The sequence below is a fragment of the Paractinoplanes abujensis genome (assembly GCF_014204895.1).
GTDB classification, from domain to species: domain Bacteria; phylum Actinomycetota; class Actinomycetes; order Mycobacteriales; family Micromonosporaceae; genus Actinoplanes; species Actinoplanes abujensis.
This window is the reverse complement of the sequence record NZ_JACHMF010000001.1, coordinates 4,019,014-4,033,708: the sequence shown is the minus strand read 5'-3', so window position 1 is coordinate 4,033,708 and position 14,695 is coordinate 4,019,014. Positions and strand designations below refer to the sequence as shown.

Sequence of the window (14,695 nt, the reverse complement as noted above, 5' to 3'; positions counted from 1 at the left end):
CCGCGGCTGGATCGCTGCCGGCCTTGCTGTGGTATCGCTCCTGACGCTGGCTCCACAGCTCCCGGAACTTCCGATCTCTCTGCATTCTGCCCGCTGCAGCCCGGGTTGGCCGGGATCGCGGCGACGGGGCGGAGTGTCCAGACGGTGGCGGTCCGGAGCCGGATGCGGTCCGGGACGAGTGCGGTTCACGACCGCTGGGGTGTCATCGACGGATGAGAACACGTTCCGGGCGGGTGCTGCGACCGGCCGCTACCCGAGCGCCTCCACCTGCGGCGATATGTACGGCAACAAGCGCAGCTGGTTCGCGCCGTCACACGAGGTCGAACAGAGTGACGTCGCCACGCCGGTGGCCCGCCGGGCCGGTTCCGGCGCGCTGGAGGCCAGGTCCTTATCGATAGGAAAACTCTATCGTCCGCTGCGCGAACACGTATTGGACGCTCGCCCGATGGTGATCTTAGTGTCCTTCTGTGAGTCGGAGGCGTTCCGGCGCTTTCGGATCGGCGGGGAAGAACCATGAACATCGCCGTGATCGGACGGGGCATCATCGGCGATGGACTGGCCGTCCTGTGGGAGCAGGCCGGGCACATGGTGGAGCGGCTCGGGCCAAGTCGACAAGGTGTCGTCTGGGTGAGCCGACGCTTGAGGCGTGGACGGCATTGAACCGCGTACCCCCTGCCTTGTTCGACCGATGGTCGGCCATGCCATCGCCGACGGACGACTACCCGCGAGACGACGGCAGCCCGCAACGCTGTGAAGGCCACAACCGTAATCAATGCGCCAAGAAGAGGATGCAAGTCATGAAGAAGCTCATGGAATCCGCAGACGCCACTTCGGTCCAGGCTGACATCGAAGAGGTTCTGCAGACCTACGAGACGGCGTTGAACGCCTCGGACGCCGAGACAGTGCTGACCGTATTCGCACCTGACGGCGTCTTCATGGCCCCGAACAACCCTTCGGCGGTCGGCGCCGAGGCGATCGGTGCCGCTTACAAGGGCATCTTCCAGACGATCACCTTTGATACCGAGTTGACGGTCCAGGAGGTGGTGCAGGTCGCTCCGAACTGGGCATTCGTCCGCACGAACTCGAACGGGCACGTGACCGTGAACGCCATCAACGAGCGCGTCCCCGACGCCAACCACGAACTGTTCATCCTTCAGAAGGGCGACGACGACGCGTGGAAGATCGCGCGCTACTCGTTCGCGACGACGAACCCCCTGCCCCAGTGATCAGTACGGCAGCCGCCGTTCGTGAGATGACGCCGGATCCCGCGAGAAAGAAGACGGCCACCGCCTGATCGTCTGTGCGTTGAGGGTGGCGTCGGCTCCACCGGCGGTGCCGGCGTCCGTAGGGTCTCATGCGCCTGGCTGCCATCCAGGCGGGAGAGGCGGGCGCGCTCAACCGAGCTGTACGACGCCGCTGTCCACCCATGACGGAGCCGGACCGTTCAGCCGTACGGCATCGGCAAACGCCCCCACCATTCATGCTCATCGCTGTAAAGTGCGCTCATCGTCCACGGTGGACCAACCGCGGACGGATCGAGCAGGACTCGACACACGGGGAGCAAGAATGTCCAGAATCAAGAAACTCTTCGGCGTGGCCCTGGCCACCCTCATCGCGACGATCGGAGCGCTGGTCGTCGCGGCCTCACCGGCCCAGGCCGATCTGGTCTGCCGGACGCCGCCTTACGTTTCCGGCGGATGGAACATCGATGTCTGCATCTCCAACCAGACGTCGGAGTGTCCGGCCGGCCAGGCCTGCTACGAGACCGTCTCCGGGTTCGGCCACATCTACGCCCGGCCGAGCGCGTGCTCCACGGTCCGGGTGTACATCGTCGACGAGAACAACACCCCGCGGTTCTCCACGAGCGCCCGGCCCTGCGTCGTCGCTTCGGTCAAGCCGGTCGAGGTGTGGGACGGCCAGTTCGGCAACGGCTTGGTCAAGGCCCGGCTCGTCGCCTACAACAGCAGCGGCACCCAGATCCGGTCGATCGACTCGGCCTGGGTCTACGCGCTCGGCGACTGAGCCTGCCGCCGCCTGACAGGCTTTCGCGCTCGTCAGGCGGCACCACAACCGGTTTCCCCTCGACGGTCTGCCGGGTTGACTCAGGCCGGCCATCGGCCGGTGGCTTTGCGGATGCCGGCCGCGCCGGCCCGCTCGACCGTGGCCTTCACGGCGGCGAAGATCGCGCCCTGAATCGCCGCGGCGAGCAGGACCTCGCTCCAGCCGCGGTCCTCGTCGGTGGCGTTGGGCGCGTCGTCGTCGTGCCCGGCGATTTTCCAGACCTGCTTGAAGATCAGACCGGAGATGACGCCGGCGCTCGCGCCGAGCAGCAACCCGACCGGCTTGTAGGCGATCTTGGCGGCTTTACCGCTCATGCTGTCCTCCGCCGGGCCACGACGATGACGACGACTACGGCGGCCACTGCGGCGGCGATGGCGGCCAGCGGCAAGGGCCGGCGCATGGGGGCGGGCAGGTCGGAGCCGGCGAGTTGCTGTTTGACCGTCGAAGCCCGCTCGGCTACTGCGCCGGTGGCCTGCCCGGCTTGACCCTTGACGTCGCTGAGCTTCTGGCGCACCTTGGCCGCGGTGTCACCGGCCGCCTGCTTGGCGCGGGCTTTGACGTCGGCCTTGGCCGCGAGTTCCTGCACCGTCTCGCCGAGCTCGGCGCGGGTCTGTTCGATCTCGGCACGTAGCTGCTCCGGATCGGTGGGCGTGTCGGGGTCGGTCATGACGAGCGTCCTTCCTGGACGGCGTTCTTCACGGTTTGCACATCGGCCTGGGCGCTGGCGATGGCGTCGCTGGGCATCGGCGGTGTCGCCGCCGCGAGCTTCTGCTTGCCCAGCAGGGCTGCGACTCCGGCCGCGGCGAAAACGACCACCATCACGACCAGGACGGCCAGCCAGAGCGGCCAGGCCAGGTCGAGCAGGACGACGGCGAGGACCAGCAGCAGGCCCAGCCCGTACAGGGCGAGGACCGCGGCGCCTCCGAACAGGCCGCCGCCCAGACCGGCCCGCTTGCCCTTCTCGGTCAGCTCCAGTTTGGCCAGCGCCAGTTCGTCGCGCACCAGCGTCGACACCTGCGCGGCGGCCTGGCTGACCAGATCGGACGTGGAGGCTGACGACGGCGGCGGCTCACGAAATGATTCTTGCGACATGGTGTTCATCCCCTCTCGGAGGCGTGGGTCGTACGTTCCGGACGGACGCGGTGGCCTCCGCCGCCGAGCGTCTCCGGGTGCGGGACGTGCTGCTGGCGACGACCCGGCCGGTGGGGGCGAGCAGGAGGAACTGCAGCTGCCCGTGGCTGATCTTCTTCACCATCAACTTCATGGCCGGTCTCCCGAGTTGGCGTCTTGCCGATGCGGTCAGGCGGAGCCGAGGCCTTGCTCGCTGCCCTTCTTGATCTTGCGGTCGTCGCGCAGCTGGAGGAACGGCTCATCGGTGGGGTCCTGACCGGCGGCGATGGCGCGGCCGCGTTCGAGTTCGGCGTCGAGCTCGGCGCCGAGCAGGACGGCGATGTTGCTGATCCACAGCCAGACGAGGAAGGCGATGACACCGCCGAGGGCCCCGTACGTCTTGTTGTAGTTGGCGAAGTTGGCGAGGTAGATCGCGAACGCGACCGAGGCCAGCAGCCACAGCATGACGGCGAAGATGCCGCCCGGGCTGACCCAGCGGAACCCGCCGGTCTTGGCGTTGGGCGAGGCCCAGTAGAGGATCGCGAACATGAGGCCGACCAGGATGATCAGCACCGGCCACTTGGCGATGTTCCAGGTGGTGACCGCGGCCGAACCGAGACCGATCTGGTCGCCGACCACCCGGGCCAGGTCGCCGGTGAGGATGACGATGGCCACCGAGACGACCAGCATCAGGCCGACGACCGCGGTGACGCCGACCCGGATCGGCAGCGTCTTCCAGATCGGACGGCCCTCGGGTACGTCGTAGATGGCGTTGGACGCCCGCATGAACGCCGCGATGTAGCCGGACGCGGACCAGAACGCGGCGACGATACCGATGACGGCAGCGATGCCGGCGGTCCCCGGATCCTTGACCTGCCCGAGCACTGTCTGGACGAGGTTCTGCAGCTGCTCGTTGGGGGCGACCTGCCCGACTGCTTCCTGGACCGTCTGCTGGCCGTTGTTGCTGAGCATGCCGAGCACGGAGACGAGCACGAGCACGCCGGGGAAGATCGACAACACGCCGTAGTAGGTCAGGGCGGCCGCCCAATCCGACACGTTGTCCTGCGAGAACTGCTTGAAGGTGCGCTTCAGTGCGGCGAACAGACCCTTGCCGCCGAGCTTGGCCGGATTGTCGGGGCCGGCATCGGGGGAGACGGCGGTCAGGTCGTTCGGCCTGTCGTCGCCGGTCTTGGTGGTGGCGGCCGCGTCGAGGTCGAGGTCGTCGCGGGCCGGTCTCCGGTCAGAGTTCATGGCAATGTCCTCCGGGCGTGGTGCTCGCTGCACTGAGGCAGCGCGGCCCCTCGCCGGTCGATGGTTACTCACAGTTGTCGTCGGCGGCGGCCGTCGATGCTCGTAGGAGTCCCCACCCGGTCAATTCGCTAATCCCGTTGCGGCGACATTTTCCGTGGCGTCGTCAAGTCCACATTGCCACGATCTTGAACGCTGAGAGGCGAGGTGATCCGCCGTAGAGTTTATGTCCTAAACACAGACCTGAGAATGAATCGCATAGGGGGAGCCGGGAGGCGCCGGGCCGACTCGATCGGGGGCCGGTGACCCGGTTGCAGCGTCGCCCGGCGCCGCCTGGGCAAGCTCTGGCAGACTTGGACGGCATGCCGTAGCCGACGTGGTGGGAGAGGCGCATCGTGACCGAGCCCAACCCGCCTGAAGCACACGGAGGGCCTGCGGCCGTGCCGTTCACCGGTGGCGGCTCAGGATCCGGGCGCAGCGCCCTGGACCAGCGGCGCATCATCGACGCCGCGGTGCGGTTCATCGACGAGCACGGCCTGCGGATGCTGACGATGCAACGCCTGGGCGCCTACCTGGGCGTCGAGGGCATGGCGCTCTACCGGCACGTGCCCGGACGCGAGGCGTTGCTCGACGGGGTGGTGGAGTCGGTCGTCGACGAACTGTTCGGCGACCCCGACGTGCACCTGGAGGCCCACGCCGGGTGGGTGGACTACCTGCAACGGCTGGCCCACGGTCTGCGCCGCATCGCGCTCGCCCATCCCGAGGTCTTCCCGCTGGTGGCGACCCGTCCGCCCGCGGCACCGTGGGTACGACCGCCGCTGCGCAGCCTTCGCTGGATCGAGTCGATGCTCGAAGTCATGACCGACGCGGGCTTCTCCGACGAGAACGCCGCCGCGGTGTACCGGGCGTTCAGCAGCTTCCTGCTCGGCTACCTGCTCCTGGAGGTCTCCGGCCGAGGTGTGGAGACCGGTCCGGTCGAGGAACCTGACGTCACGCCGATGGAGGACCTCGCCGGCTACCCGCTTCTGCAGCGCCTCGAGCCTCACCTGTCGGTCGACGTCGCCGCTCAGGACTTCGAGGAAGCCCTCGAGGCTTTGCTCGACCGGGTCGCCCTGTTGCTGCCGCGCCGGCGCCGGCCACCCCGGCTGACCGAAGGAAAATGAAGCCGAGCGGGCCGGGAGGGAAAATCTTCCGCCTGCTGTTTATCACGTAAACGGCCGGGCACCTCTCCGAGAGTCAAGGCGCTGCGACACCATCGATGGCGATTATTTCATCGTCTCCGACGCTGTCGGAACCCTCGTTCCGCGCCTGTGTCAATCCCTCGGAAAGGACAGACTGTGATCACGCAGAACGACCTCGCCCGGCTCAACGACGCCGACGTGTACGGCCCCGACGGTGACAAGATCGGTTCGGTCGGCCAGATCTACCTCGACACCGACTCCGGCGACCCGGAGTGGGTGGCGGTCCGCACCGGTTTGTTCGGCACCAAGGAGACCTTCATCCCGCTGCAGCGGGCCACGCTTTCCGACGACCGGATCACGGTCGCCTACGACAAGGCCACCGTGAAGGACGCCCCGCGGATCGAACCGGACGGCGCCCTCAGCTACACCGAGGAGAACGAGCTGTACACCTACTACGGGGTGCAGTCGACCGGCGCCGAGTCGGGAAGCAGCAGCTACGACACCGGCACCGCCGAGCGTACGGGTTACGCCCGGCAGGACGACACCGGCCACCGGAGCCAGTCGTCGGCCGGCGACGACGCCATGACGCGCTCGGAGGAGCGCCTGGTCACCGACACCCGTACCGAGGACGCCGGCAAGGCCCGGTTGCGCAAGTATGTCGTCACCGAGCAGCAGCAGGTTCGCGTACCGGTGGCGCACGAGGAAGTTCGCCTGGAGCGCGAGCCGATCACCGAGGCCAACCGTGGTGACGCGTACGCCGGTGCCGAGATCACGGAGGCCGAGCACGAGGTGACCCTGCGGGCCGAGCGACCCGTGGTCGACACCGAGACAGTGCCCGTCGAGCGGGTCCGGCTGGGCAAGGAGACCGTGCGCGACGAAGAGACCGTCAGCGGCGAGGTCCGCAAGGAGCAGATCGAGTTCGACGGCCCCGACAGCCGGCGCTGATCCCGCACCTTCATCGGCCGGTGTCTCATTGCTGCGGCGGCGAGACACCGGCATCGGCAATGGCGTCACGAGGACAGTCCGACGACCGGCGGAGATGACATGGACCCCACAGAACCCGAGACGACGACCGGCGCCGACACCGACGACGCGATGACCCGTTCCGAGCAACGCCTCGTAACAGGTACCGAGGTGTTCGAGATCGGCCGGGCCCGGCTGCGCAAGCACGTCGTCACCGAAGACGTGCAGATCACCGTGCAGGTCCGCCGTGAGGAGCTCCGTCTGGAGCGCGAGCCGATCGGTGAGAATCACCGCACACCGGTCGAGGACCCCGACGTATTCGGCACCTTGGACGAGTTCGGCGGCCCCGACGGCGGCGTCATCTTCACGGTCACCCTGCACGAGGAGCGCCCCGTCATCACCACCGAGATCGTGCCGGTGGAGCGGGTCCACCTCACGAAGATCGTGCGGACCGAGCAGCACGTCGCCTCCGGTGAGGTGTTGAAGGAACGTATCGAGGTCGATGTGCCCGGTCGTCCACCGACAACGCTCGGCTGAGCCGGCTCAGCCGTCGATCGACCGGCAACCTCACCTGCCTGATCGGTGAGTGCCGCTCACCAGGCCACCACGCCTTGGGTGCTCGGTTGCAGGGTGCCCAGCCGCAGCGAGCCGATGGTGATCTGGCTACGGCTGGGGTCGGGGAAGCCCAGCAGTTCGGCCACGACTCCCGGTGACGACCGGTCCAGGCTGCCGCGCAGCGTGTTGCCGGTCGGGCAGTCGCTGCTGTCCCGGTCACAGGCCTGCCACTTCATCCCCTGGAAGGCCCCGCCGCCGGGCTCCAGGAGGATGTCGACGGCCGGTCCGGGTTCGTCGACCGTTGTGGTCGGCACGGTCACCGGCTCGTCGGCGGCGTTGTAGAGCCGTACGAAGGCCCGGCCGTCGACCCGGCACGGCGTGCCCGACCGGTTGGCGACCGAGATGAGCCCGCGCTGGGTGCCGACGGCGGTGGGGTTCTCGTTCTGGGCGCTGATCGAGACCTCGATGTCGGCGTTGGTGCACAGCCGGGCCGTGGCGGACGGCAATGGCTCGGCCGTCACCCCGGCGCCCGCCGGCTTTGTCGTGGCTGGGCGGGCCGGGGTGGGCGAGCCGTCCGGTGTGGCCGAGCGCGTCGGTGTGGCCGGGCGGGTCGTCGTGGCCGGGCCGGCCGGGGACGGAGCGCCGCTGGAGGGCGGTGGGGCGACGAGGCCACCCGCTTCCGGACGGCCTTCCGCAGCCAGGTCGCGTCCCAAGCCGATGGCCAGCATCGCGGCGGCGACCGTGGCGACCGACCCGGCCGCCAGCACGGGGACCACCCAGCGCCGGCGCCTCGGCCCGCGCTCCGCGGCGACAGCGGCCGCGGGGCTCCCGGCCGGCGGGCTCGGCCGGATCACCGCCGCCGGTGCCGGTGGCCCGCCGTAGGCCACGAGAGCGTCGATGAGCTGCGCCGCGGTCGGTCGCCGGCCCGGGTCCTTGGCCAGCGCGGCGGCGACCAGGTCACGCAGGGGAGTCGGCAGGTCACCGAGATCCGGCGGCTGGGTGAGAATGCCGGCTGCGGTTGCTACCGGGGAGTCGGCGGCGAACGGGGTACGCCCGGTGCCGGCGTAGGTCACGACGACGCCCCAGGCGAAGACGTCGGCGGCCGGCCCGGCGACCCGGTCGGTGGCGGTGTCGAACCGCTCCGGTGCCATGTACGCCACCGTCCCGACCATCTGATCGGTGGCGGTGTGATGGCTGGTCGCCTCGAACGCCCGCGCGATGCCGAAGTCGATCACCTTCGGGTGTCCGAGCGCGAACAGGACGTTACGGGGTTTCAAGTCACGATGGATGACCCCGGCGCCGTGGATGGCGGCCAGTGCGGTCGCCACCCCGACCGCCACACTGTGCAGGTTCCCGCCGGTCAGCGGGCCCTGCTCGGCCACCACCTCGGCCAGGCTGGGCCCGTCGACGTACTCGGTGACCAGGTAGGGGATCTCGTGGTCGGCGTCCGCGTCGAGCACTTCGGCCGTACAGAACGGCGGCACCTGGCGGGCCCGGTTGACCTCGCTGCGGAACCGGGCGCGAAACTCCTCGTCGTACGCGAACTCGGCTTTGACGGCTTTGATCGCGACCGCGCGGCCGTCGCGGCCGCGGCCCAGATAGACCGTGCCCATGCCGCCCTGCCCGAGGCGCGCCTCCAGCCGGTACTGCCCGAGCCGGCGGGGATCCGCCCGCCTCAACGGACTCCTCATCCGGTCGCCGCTCCCCGGGTCCGGTCGATCACGACGGACGAAACGATACCCGTCCCCCGGCGCCCCGCCTTCCGGCCCAGGTGGACGCCCGATGGGTGGGGGACACTCCAGGCTTCCGGGGCGCTGTCGGCAGCACCACATCGGCTGCGAAGGGTCCCGGTGTGCGAGCTGGTGCCATGGCTGCAAACGTTGACGGTTGCCGGCGGGCGGCCTTCGTGGTTCTACCGGCTCCGGTCGTGCGACGCTGTCGTTCATGGCAGGCGAGGGACGGGTCGTGATGCAGGTGTACTGCCGGATCGAGGTTGTTGTCGACGATCCGGTTGCCGTCGCGGAGCGGGCGGCTCAGACGCTGCGAGAGGCGGACATCGACTGGTCCGCGGAGCGGGACTCCCTGGAGGGGGCGGTTGCCGAGATCCGGGAGGACCTTTCGCAGGCCCTGGCGAGCCTGGTCGAGCCGGACCGGATGCTGCAGGGCGTTCCAGGAACGCAGGTGCGGGGTGGGCGTTGGTGGGCCGAACCGGGCGCTCCCGCCGAACGATTCACCCCGGGTTTCGGAGAACCCGGCTCGCCGCCGCGATCGGTGCCCTGAGCACGCGATGTGATCCGCGCGTGGTCGGTGGCCGACTCGTGCGACGCGGCCGGCGCTCGACCGACTCGTAGTACTGGAGGCCCGGCCTGAGACGAATCTCAGGCCGGGCCGGATGACAGGCTTACGCGCAGGCCTTGTCGGTGGCGGGCAAAGCTCCGGTGGTGAGATAGGAAGTGAGGGCGCCGATCGCGCAGGCGTTCGGCTTCGGGTGGATCAGCACGCCGTGGCCGCCGGCGTCGACGGTGACCAGCACGGCGTCCGAACCCATCGCCCGGCGCATGCCGCGGGCCCCGTTGAGCGGGGTGGACGGGTCCCGCTCGTTCTGCAGAATCAGCACGTCACGCCGGCCGATCGGCTCGACCGCCGGCTCCGGTCCGGCCGGCTGCACGGCCCACGCCGAGCAGGGTGCGACGTTCGCGGGAGCACCGGCGGTCAGTGGGAACGCGGCCCGGTCGGCCGCGACGTTGCGGGCGTACGTTCCGACGTTCCGGGGCCAGGCCTTGTCGCCGCAGCTGTACGCCCACCCGACCGAGAGGAGGTTGTCCTGCGGGACGTTCGGGAGCGTGCCGCCGGCGACCAGGCCGTTGGCCAGGCCGGCCAGGAACGCACGATCGGCGCTGGTGGCGTGTCCCGCGGCAACAGCACCGGCAGCGCGCCACAGCTGAGCCATCTGCGGAAGTGGCTCTTCCTCGGTGGCGATGAGGGCGGCGTCGTTGTAAGACAGCAGCCACGTGAACAGCCGGACGAAGTTGCCGTTGATCGGAGCCAGGGTCTCGGTCAGCATGACTGGGTGGCGGTCGAGCTGCGCCGTCAGCGCCAGATAGTTCTTCCGCACCTGTCGTGCGGTGGTGCCCAGACGTACGGAGCCGGCGTTGGCGACGCCGAACGCGGCGAGGTCAGGCCAGCGGTCCTCCAGCGCGACGCTGAAAGTCCGGAAATCGTCGTAGCCGCGGACATACGGATCGACCGAGCTGTCGAGCACCATCCGGTCGACGGTGCGCGGGAACAGGGCCCGATAGAGCGAGCCGAGGTACGTACCCCAGGAGAGGCCGTAGTAGGAAACCGTGCGCTCACCCAGCGCCCGGCGGATCCGGTCCATGTCGCGGGCGACGTTCGCGGTGGTGATGTGCCTCAGCAGGTCACCGGAGTTCGCGGCGCACTGCTTGGCCATCCGCTTCGCGAACGACACGTTCGCGCCGATCGAGCCGTCGGCGGCGGGGAAGGAAAGCAGTGACAGCTGCACGTCACGGATCAGCTCGTCGGCGCCGCGGCCGCAGCTCATCGGCGTGCTGTAGCCGATACCGCGCGGGTCGAAGGCCACCAGGTCATAGCGGTCACGCACTTCGGCGGGCAACAGGGCGCCGAGGGAGGCCGGCACGTCGAGGCCCGCGCTGGGGCCCCCGCCGTTGAGCATCAGGACGCCTTTGCGTTTCCCCGGATCGGCTGCCGGGATGCGCGACACCTCCACCGAGATGGCCCGGCCGTGCGGGTGGCGGTAGTCGAGCGGCACCTGCAGCGTTGCACACTCCTGTGGAGCCGGCGCACCGGTGGGACAGGCACCCCACCGCAACGTGGACACCGCGTCCACAGTGCGCTGGACGGGGGAGGTGCCGGCGTGGGCCGCGGGCGCGGCGACGAGGCCGGCGCCGACGGTCAGCAGGGCCGCCAGGACGCGATGAAGAACACGGGGCATCGGGATCTCCTGTCAGAAGGATTCATCACCGTGACGTCTTCCGACATGAGAAACGGGGTTCCCACAACACAGTCAAGCCGAGCAGCGGCATTCGACCCTGTTCCAGTACCAAGGTGGCATCGACGTCGGCCACCCTCCTCTGCCGCTCGGCCGACGTCCCTTGGGGACGTCCGGATGGCAGTACGTCACTGGCTATGACGGGGACCCGAAGGCCGTGCTGGTCGACGAGGCATTCATCGTCGCGTCGGCCACCGCGCGTCCGAGCAAGCTCGGACGCGCGTTCACCGCTGAGGCCGCGCAGTGCGAGATCGTGACCGACCCGCCTGCAGCCTGAGTTTTCCTCCTGGCGGCGCCGGCTATCCGAGGCCTTGAGCAAAGGCGATGAGGTCGCCCATGCGGAATTCGCCCTTGGTGGTCGCGATGGGCGCCGCCGGGGTGAATGGGGGTTTCGCGTGGAGGTAGGAGGCCTTGTCGGCCTCGAGGATGCCCAGGATGACCTCGGCGACCAGGCGGCCTCCGACCGTGCCGAGGCGTTCGCCGCCGGTTTGCAGTTCGGATTCGCGCAGGATGTAGAACCACAGCGGTGCCTTGCCGGACCAGCCCGGGTTCGCCGGGTCGGGCAGGCCGAGCTGGGTGTTGGTCAGCGCGGTGACGCCCATGCGGGTGGCGACGTCCTGCCCGGCGGGCAGCCCCAGTCGCTTGCCGCGGATCAGGTTGCGTTCGGCCAGCGAGGTCATGGCGTCGGATACGACCGTCGGGGGCAGGTCGAACAGGGGGAGCGAGAGCTTCGTGTCGATGCGGCGGGCCTGGTTGCGCGGGCCGGCCGCCCGGCCCGGCACCTCGAAGAAATGCCACCAGTCGATCTCCAGCCGCGCGGGTAGCGGTCGCGAACCACGCAAGTCTGTGTCTTCGGCGCCGAAGATCGGGGCGATCACGGGCGGGGTGGTGCGAGCGTTCATCAGGTAGGCCGCCCGGACCATGCTGTGGCCGAACCGGTAGGCCGCCACCGAGTACTCGATCGGCATCATCGGCCGGTGCGGGTTCTTGGGCTTGTAGAACTCCCGTTTGACTTTCCCGCGCCCGTCGAGGAAGCGGGGGACCACGTCGGCGCCGACGAGGCGGTCGAGGAAGTCGTGCACGATGACCCACTGGAAGTGCCAGCGGGTGAGCCGCTGCGCCTCGGCCAGGGAGCGGGCGAGTCCGGTGTCGAGGCACCGGTTGTGGAACTTGGCGAACAGCAGGTGCAGCTGGCTGATGATGAGGTTCTCGTCGTTGCGGTGGTCACCGATCAAGGCGGTGCCGTCCGCCTGCCGCGGCAGGTCGTCGACGCCGTGCTCGTTGCGGACCACCCGCATGCGGCCGGAGCCGCCGGGCTCGTACAGGGCGGGGTCGCGGTCGGGCCCGCGGCCGTAGAGGGATCCCAAGTCGAACAGCGGGGTGTCGAAGTTCGTCAGCGCCAGCGGGTCGACCTCCTGCTCCGGCACCGGCGTGCGATCGAGGGTCATGTCGTGGTCGATGAACTGACCCAGGAACGTGAAACCGGCCGGGACACGCGGATTGTCCAAAGCCGGGGTGAGGCCGGCCGGTTCGCCCATCTGTGCGGCCAGCGACTTGAGCAGGTCGTCCGGCGGAGCGAAGCCCTCGGCGTTCTTGAACATCACGCCGAAGCGGCCTTCCTTGTCGCGCCCGGCCCGCACCGCCACGTCGCTGCCGCGAAGCACTCCTGCCGCGTGGGTCCAGGGCTTGGCCGCGCCTGCCGGTCCGGGGCCGGCCGCGGAAACGGTGGCGGCACCGGCATGTGAACTCAAGCCACCCACCGACGCCGCCACCACCGCACCGGTCGCCCCGGCCAGCAGTGCCCTCCGAGGCACGGCGGCTGCCGCCATCGGACACCGTGCCGGAGCTGCCTCGCGGTTGTGGGAAGGCTCCGTGATCTGCTCGTCCATCTTGCTTCTCCCGAAGTCACGTCAGCGGCAGCTCTGCCGCAGGTACTGGCGTTGCTGGGAGAAACGCGTCTTTCCGATAAAGGACACGATGGGCCAAATGTCTGACCATGTGTTCCCCCGGCCAGGTTCAGCCGTCCGACCTACTCACTCCTTCGCCGCGCGGCTCGCGCTCGTGGACCGCCGCCTGATCGCCACCGCTCTTTCCCCAGGGCATCGGCAGGCTCCCCTCCAGTCCTGCTGGTGCTCCCGCAGCCCCAGGGACTCCGGAAGCGGGAAGCTCGCCTATCCGATGGGCTGGACGTCGATGCGTGACCGGAGGTTGCACACCTTCGCGATTTCCTTGCCTTCCGGGAAGATCCTGGCCGGGCCGGTCTCGCCGGCATTGCTGGCATACTCGGCCAACTCGTCCGCGAAGCTCAGGAACGCCTTGCGCTGTGCGGGTTCGCCAGTTGTCGCCAGGTCGCGCATCAGCTGCTCGTGGTGCGCGTAGTAGGCCTGCCGCACGGCTGTCTTCTGCTGGAGCGTGTAGGCATCGGGGTTGTGTCGCATGTGGTCGTACTCACCGACGGCGGTTTGGCTCCTGTCCCCGGGGAGGTCTGCGAGCCAGGCCACGAACTTGCCGCAGGGATCAGCGGGGGTGGGCGCCCCGGACGTGAAGGCGGGAGCAGCGACGTTTGCCGGGGGTGCGGCCACCTCGGTCCGATAAGTGCAAGCTCCGGCCGAGCCGCCGATGACCAGCAGGACGGCCGTCAACCGCAGCGGACGCATCGGTGCTCCTTCCGGTGGTTCGACAGAGCCGGACCCTATCAGCGGCAACGCCTCTGAGACGGCACCCCGTTCCGGCAGGCGCCGGCGGCGCGAGTCCTCGTGGCTGTCCAGGTCGGCGAGGACCGCGGTGTGCGGGCTGCGGATGTCCGGTTGCCGGAACGCCACGAGCCGGCTGACGGCATCGCGGAGTGCGATCAGCCGACCCGGTCAGGTTCGGGCGAGGAGGTCGCCGGCCTCGGAGCGTGCTTGGTCGATCTCGGGCTGGGAACAGCCGCACAAGCGCAGGCAAGAGGCTGCGATGGTCTGAGCGTCGGTGTTGTCCGGCTCGCGCGAGCGGCGGATCTGGATCACGACCTCGGTGAGCTGGATGAGGAGTTCGCCGAGACGTTGCGGGCCGGTGCCGTCCCGGACGGCGGGCCATGCCGCCTGGGCGCCCAGACGGCTGTACGCGTCCTGCAGCTCTTGCCGTTCGGCGCGGAAGGAGTCGTAGCGTTCGTGCTGCACTTCGGGGAGCAGATAGAGCGTGCCGACGTTGTGGGGCGTACGGCTGAGGGTCTCGACGTCGATCAGAGCGAGCAGGTACAGCGCCGCGGCGGCGGTGGCCCGGTCGGGGACGAGCGCCTCGATCCGGCGTACGGCTTCCAGGCTGGGACGAACCGAGGTGTGCAGCAGTTCGATGAGCAGCTCGTCCTTCCCGGCGAAGTGGTAATACAGCGAGGCCTGCCGGATGCCGACCCGCTCGGCGATCAGCCGCGTCGTGGTGGCGGCGAAGCCGCGCTCGGCGAAGAGGGCGGCCGCGGCGTCCAGGATCTGCTCGCGCGGGGTGGCGGTGGCCGGGCCCGAGCCGGGGGCGTGGCGTGGCCGCCCGGGTCGAGCCTGCTGTGCCATGT

16 protein-coding genes are annotated in these 14,695 nt (G+C 69.3%); 7 read left to right on the top strand and 9 right to left on the bottom strand.

The features are described 5' to 3' along the window. The first annotated feature begins 178 nt into the window (after positions 1–178). The 3 genes from BKA14_RS17940 (at position 179) to BKA14_RS17930 (ending at position 2,022) form a co-directional block, all read left to right on the top strand. Positions 179–517: a hypothetical protein gene (locus tag BKA14_RS17940; protein WP_184952079.1), complete on the top strand. Its 339-nt coding sequence runs from the start codon at positions 179–181 to the stop codon at positions 515–517. Positions 518–797: 280 nt separating this feature from the next. After that, positions 798–1,226, top strand: a complete 429-nt coding sequence (locus BKA14_RS17935) for a YybH family protein (RefSeq protein WP_184952078.1) — start codon at positions 798–800, stop codon at positions 1,224–1,226. Between the two features lie 340 nt (positions 1,227–1,566). Beyond that, positions 1,567–2,022, top strand: a complete 456-nt coding sequence (locus tag BKA14_RS17930) for a hypothetical protein (protein WP_184952077.1) — start codon at positions 1,567–1,569, stop codon at positions 2,020–2,022. Between the two features lie 80 nt (positions 2,023–2,102). On the opposite strand, the gene BKA14_RS17925 is transcribed toward BKA14_RS17930, so the two are convergent. The 4 genes from BKA14_RS17925 to BKA14_RS17910 form a co-directional block, all read right to left on the bottom strand. Beyond that, entirely contained in the window at positions 2,103–2,375 is a 273-nt protein-coding gene (locus BKA14_RS17925) for a DUF4235 domain-containing protein (RefSeq protein WP_184952076.1), read from the bottom strand. Next, on the bottom strand, positions 2,372–2,728 hold the full coding sequence (locus BKA14_RS17920) for a DUF3618 domain-containing protein (RefSeq protein ID WP_184952075.1): 357 nt from the start codon (positions 2,726–2,728) through the stop codon (positions 2,372–2,374). Before BKA14_RS17920 ends, BKA14_RS17925 begins: the two co-directional genes overlap by 4 nt. After that, positions 2,725–3,153 (bottom strand): phage holin family protein, encoded by a 429-nt coding sequence (locus tag BKA14_RS17915; protein WP_184952074.1) that lies wholly within the window; start codon positions 3,151–3,153, stop codon positions 2,725–2,727. The genes BKA14_RS17920 and BKA14_RS17915 overlap by 4 nt, the downstream gene beginning before the upstream one ends. Positions 3,154–3,360: 207 nt before the next feature. Further along, complete coding sequence (locus BKA14_RS17910; RefSeq protein WP_184952073.1) at positions 3,361–4,422, bottom strand: YihY/virulence factor BrkB family protein; 1,062 nt, start codon at positions 4,420–4,422, stop codon at positions 3,361–3,363. Positions 4,423–4,859: 437 nt separating this feature from the next. Here BKA14_RS17910 and BKA14_RS17905 point away from each other — a divergent pair, with 437 nt between their 5' ends. The 3 genes from BKA14_RS17905 to BKA14_RS17895 all read left to right on the top strand — a co-directional run bounded on the left by BKA14_RS17905 (position 4,860) and on the right by BKA14_RS17895 (position 7,100). After that, the gene (locus BKA14_RS17905; protein ID WP_184952072.1) at positions 4,860–5,582 is read left to right on the top strand and encodes a TetR/AcrR family transcriptional regulator C-terminal domain-containing protein; all 723 of its coding nucleotides are present in this window, start codon (positions 4,860–4,862) and stop codon (positions 5,580–5,582) included. 174 nt (positions 5,583–5,756) lie between these two features. After that, positions 5,757–6,545: a PRC and DUF2382 domain-containing protein gene (locus tag BKA14_RS17900; protein ID WP_184952071.1), complete on the top strand. Its 789-nt coding sequence runs from the start codon at positions 5,757–5,759 to the stop codon at positions 6,543–6,545. A 99-nt stretch (positions 6,546–6,644) separates the two neighbouring features. Next, positions 6,645–7,100: a YsnF/AvaK domain-containing protein gene (locus tag BKA14_RS17895; RefSeq protein ID WP_184952070.1), complete on the top strand. Its 456-nt coding sequence runs from the start codon at positions 6,645–6,647 to the stop codon at positions 7,098–7,100. Between the two features lie 56 nt (positions 7,101–7,156). On the opposite strand, the gene BKA14_RS17890 is transcribed toward BKA14_RS17895, so the two are convergent. Further along, positions 7,157–8,797, bottom strand: coding sequence for a protein kinase domain-containing protein (locus tag BKA14_RS17890; RefSeq protein ID WP_438861889.1), 1,641 nt, complete (start codon positions 8,795–8,797; stop codon positions 7,157–7,159). 265 nt (positions 8,798–9,062) lie between these two features. Here BKA14_RS17890 and BKA14_RS17885 point away from each other — a divergent pair, with 265 nt between their 5' ends. Then, entirely contained in the window at positions 9,063–9,398 is a 336-nt protein-coding gene (locus BKA14_RS17885; RefSeq protein WP_184952068.1) for a hypothetical protein, read from the top strand. Between the two features lie 121 nt (positions 9,399–9,519). Here BKA14_RS17885 and BKA14_RS17880 read toward each other — a convergent pair whose 3' ends face one another. The 4 genes from BKA14_RS17880 to BKA14_RS17865 form a co-directional block, all read right to left on the bottom strand. Beyond that, positions 9,520–11,091 carry an alpha/beta hydrolase gene (locus BKA14_RS17880; protein ID WP_203722470.1) on the bottom strand — a complete coding sequence of 524 codons (1,572 nt, stop codon included), beginning with the start codon at positions 11,089–11,091 and terminating at the stop codon, positions 9,520–9,522. A 356-nt stretch (positions 11,092–11,447) separates the two neighbouring features. After that, positions 11,448–12,977, bottom strand: a complete 1,530-nt coding sequence (locus BKA14_RS17875) for a peroxidase family protein (protein WP_184952067.1) — start codon at positions 12,975–12,977, stop codon at positions 11,448–11,450. A gap of 342 nt (positions 12,978–13,319) precedes the next feature. After that, on the bottom strand, positions 13,320–13,805 hold the full coding sequence (locus BKA14_RS17870) for a hypothetical protein (protein WP_184952066.1): 486 nt from the start codon (positions 13,803–13,805) through the stop codon (positions 13,320–13,322). Between the two features lie 207 nt (positions 13,806–14,012). Further along, complete coding sequence (locus tag BKA14_RS17865) at positions 14,013–14,693, bottom strand: TetR/AcrR family transcriptional regulator (protein WP_203722472.1); 681 nt, start codon at positions 14,691–14,693, stop codon at positions 14,013–14,015. Between the last annotated feature and the right edge of the window lie 2 nt (positions 14,694–14,695).

What these genes read in the sequence shown, in the direction of transcription:
- BKA14_RS17895 (WP_184952070.1), top strand. Translation starts at nt 6,645, where the DNA reads ATGGACCCCACAGAACCCGAGACGACGACCGGCGCCGACACCGACGAC.
- BKA14_RS17875 (WP_184952067.1), bottom strand. Translation starts at nt 12,977, where the DNA reads ATGGCGGCAGCCGCCGTGCCTCGGAGGGCACTGCTGGCCGGGGCGACC.
- BKA14_RS17930 (WP_184952077.1), top strand. Translation starts at nt 1,567, where the DNA reads ATGTCCAGAATCAAGAAACTCTTCGGCGTGGCCCTGGCCACCCTCATC.
- BKA14_RS17865 (WP_203722472.1), bottom strand. Translation starts at nt 14,693, where the DNA reads ATGGCACAGCAGGCTCGACCCGGGCGGCCACGCCACGCCCCCGGCTCG.
- BKA14_RS17880 (WP_203722470.1), bottom strand. Translation starts at nt 11,091, where the DNA reads ATGCCCCGTGTTCTTCATCGCGTCCTGGCGGCCCTGCTGACCGTCGGC.
- BKA14_RS17935 (WP_184952078.1), top strand. Translation starts at nt 798, where the DNA reads ATGAAGAAGCTCATGGAATCCGCAGACGCCACTTCGGTCCAGGCTGAC.
- BKA14_RS17885 (WP_184952068.1), top strand. Translation starts at nt 9,063, where the DNA reads ATGGCAGGCGAGGGACGGGTCGTGATGCAGGTGTACTGCCGGATCGAG.
- BKA14_RS17870 (WP_184952066.1), bottom strand. Translation starts at nt 13,805, where the DNA reads ATGCGTCCGCTGCGGTTGACGGCCGTCCTGCTGGTCATCGGCGGCTCG.
- BKA14_RS17920 (WP_184952075.1), bottom strand. Translation starts at nt 2,728, where the DNA reads ATGACCGACCCCGACACGCCCACCGATCCGGAGCAGCTACGTGCCGAG.
- BKA14_RS17915 (WP_184952074.1), bottom strand. Translation starts at nt 3,153, where the DNA reads ATGTCGCAAGAATCATTTCGTGAGCCGCCGCCGTCGTCAGCCTCCACG.
- BKA14_RS17925 (WP_184952076.1), bottom strand. Translation starts at nt 2,375, where the DNA reads ATGAGCGGTAAAGCCGCCAAGATCGCCTACAAGCCGGTCGGGTTGCTG.
- BKA14_RS17910 (WP_184952073.1), bottom strand. Translation starts at nt 4,422, where the DNA reads ATGAACTCTGACCGGAGACCGGCCCGCGACGACCTCGACCTCGACGCG.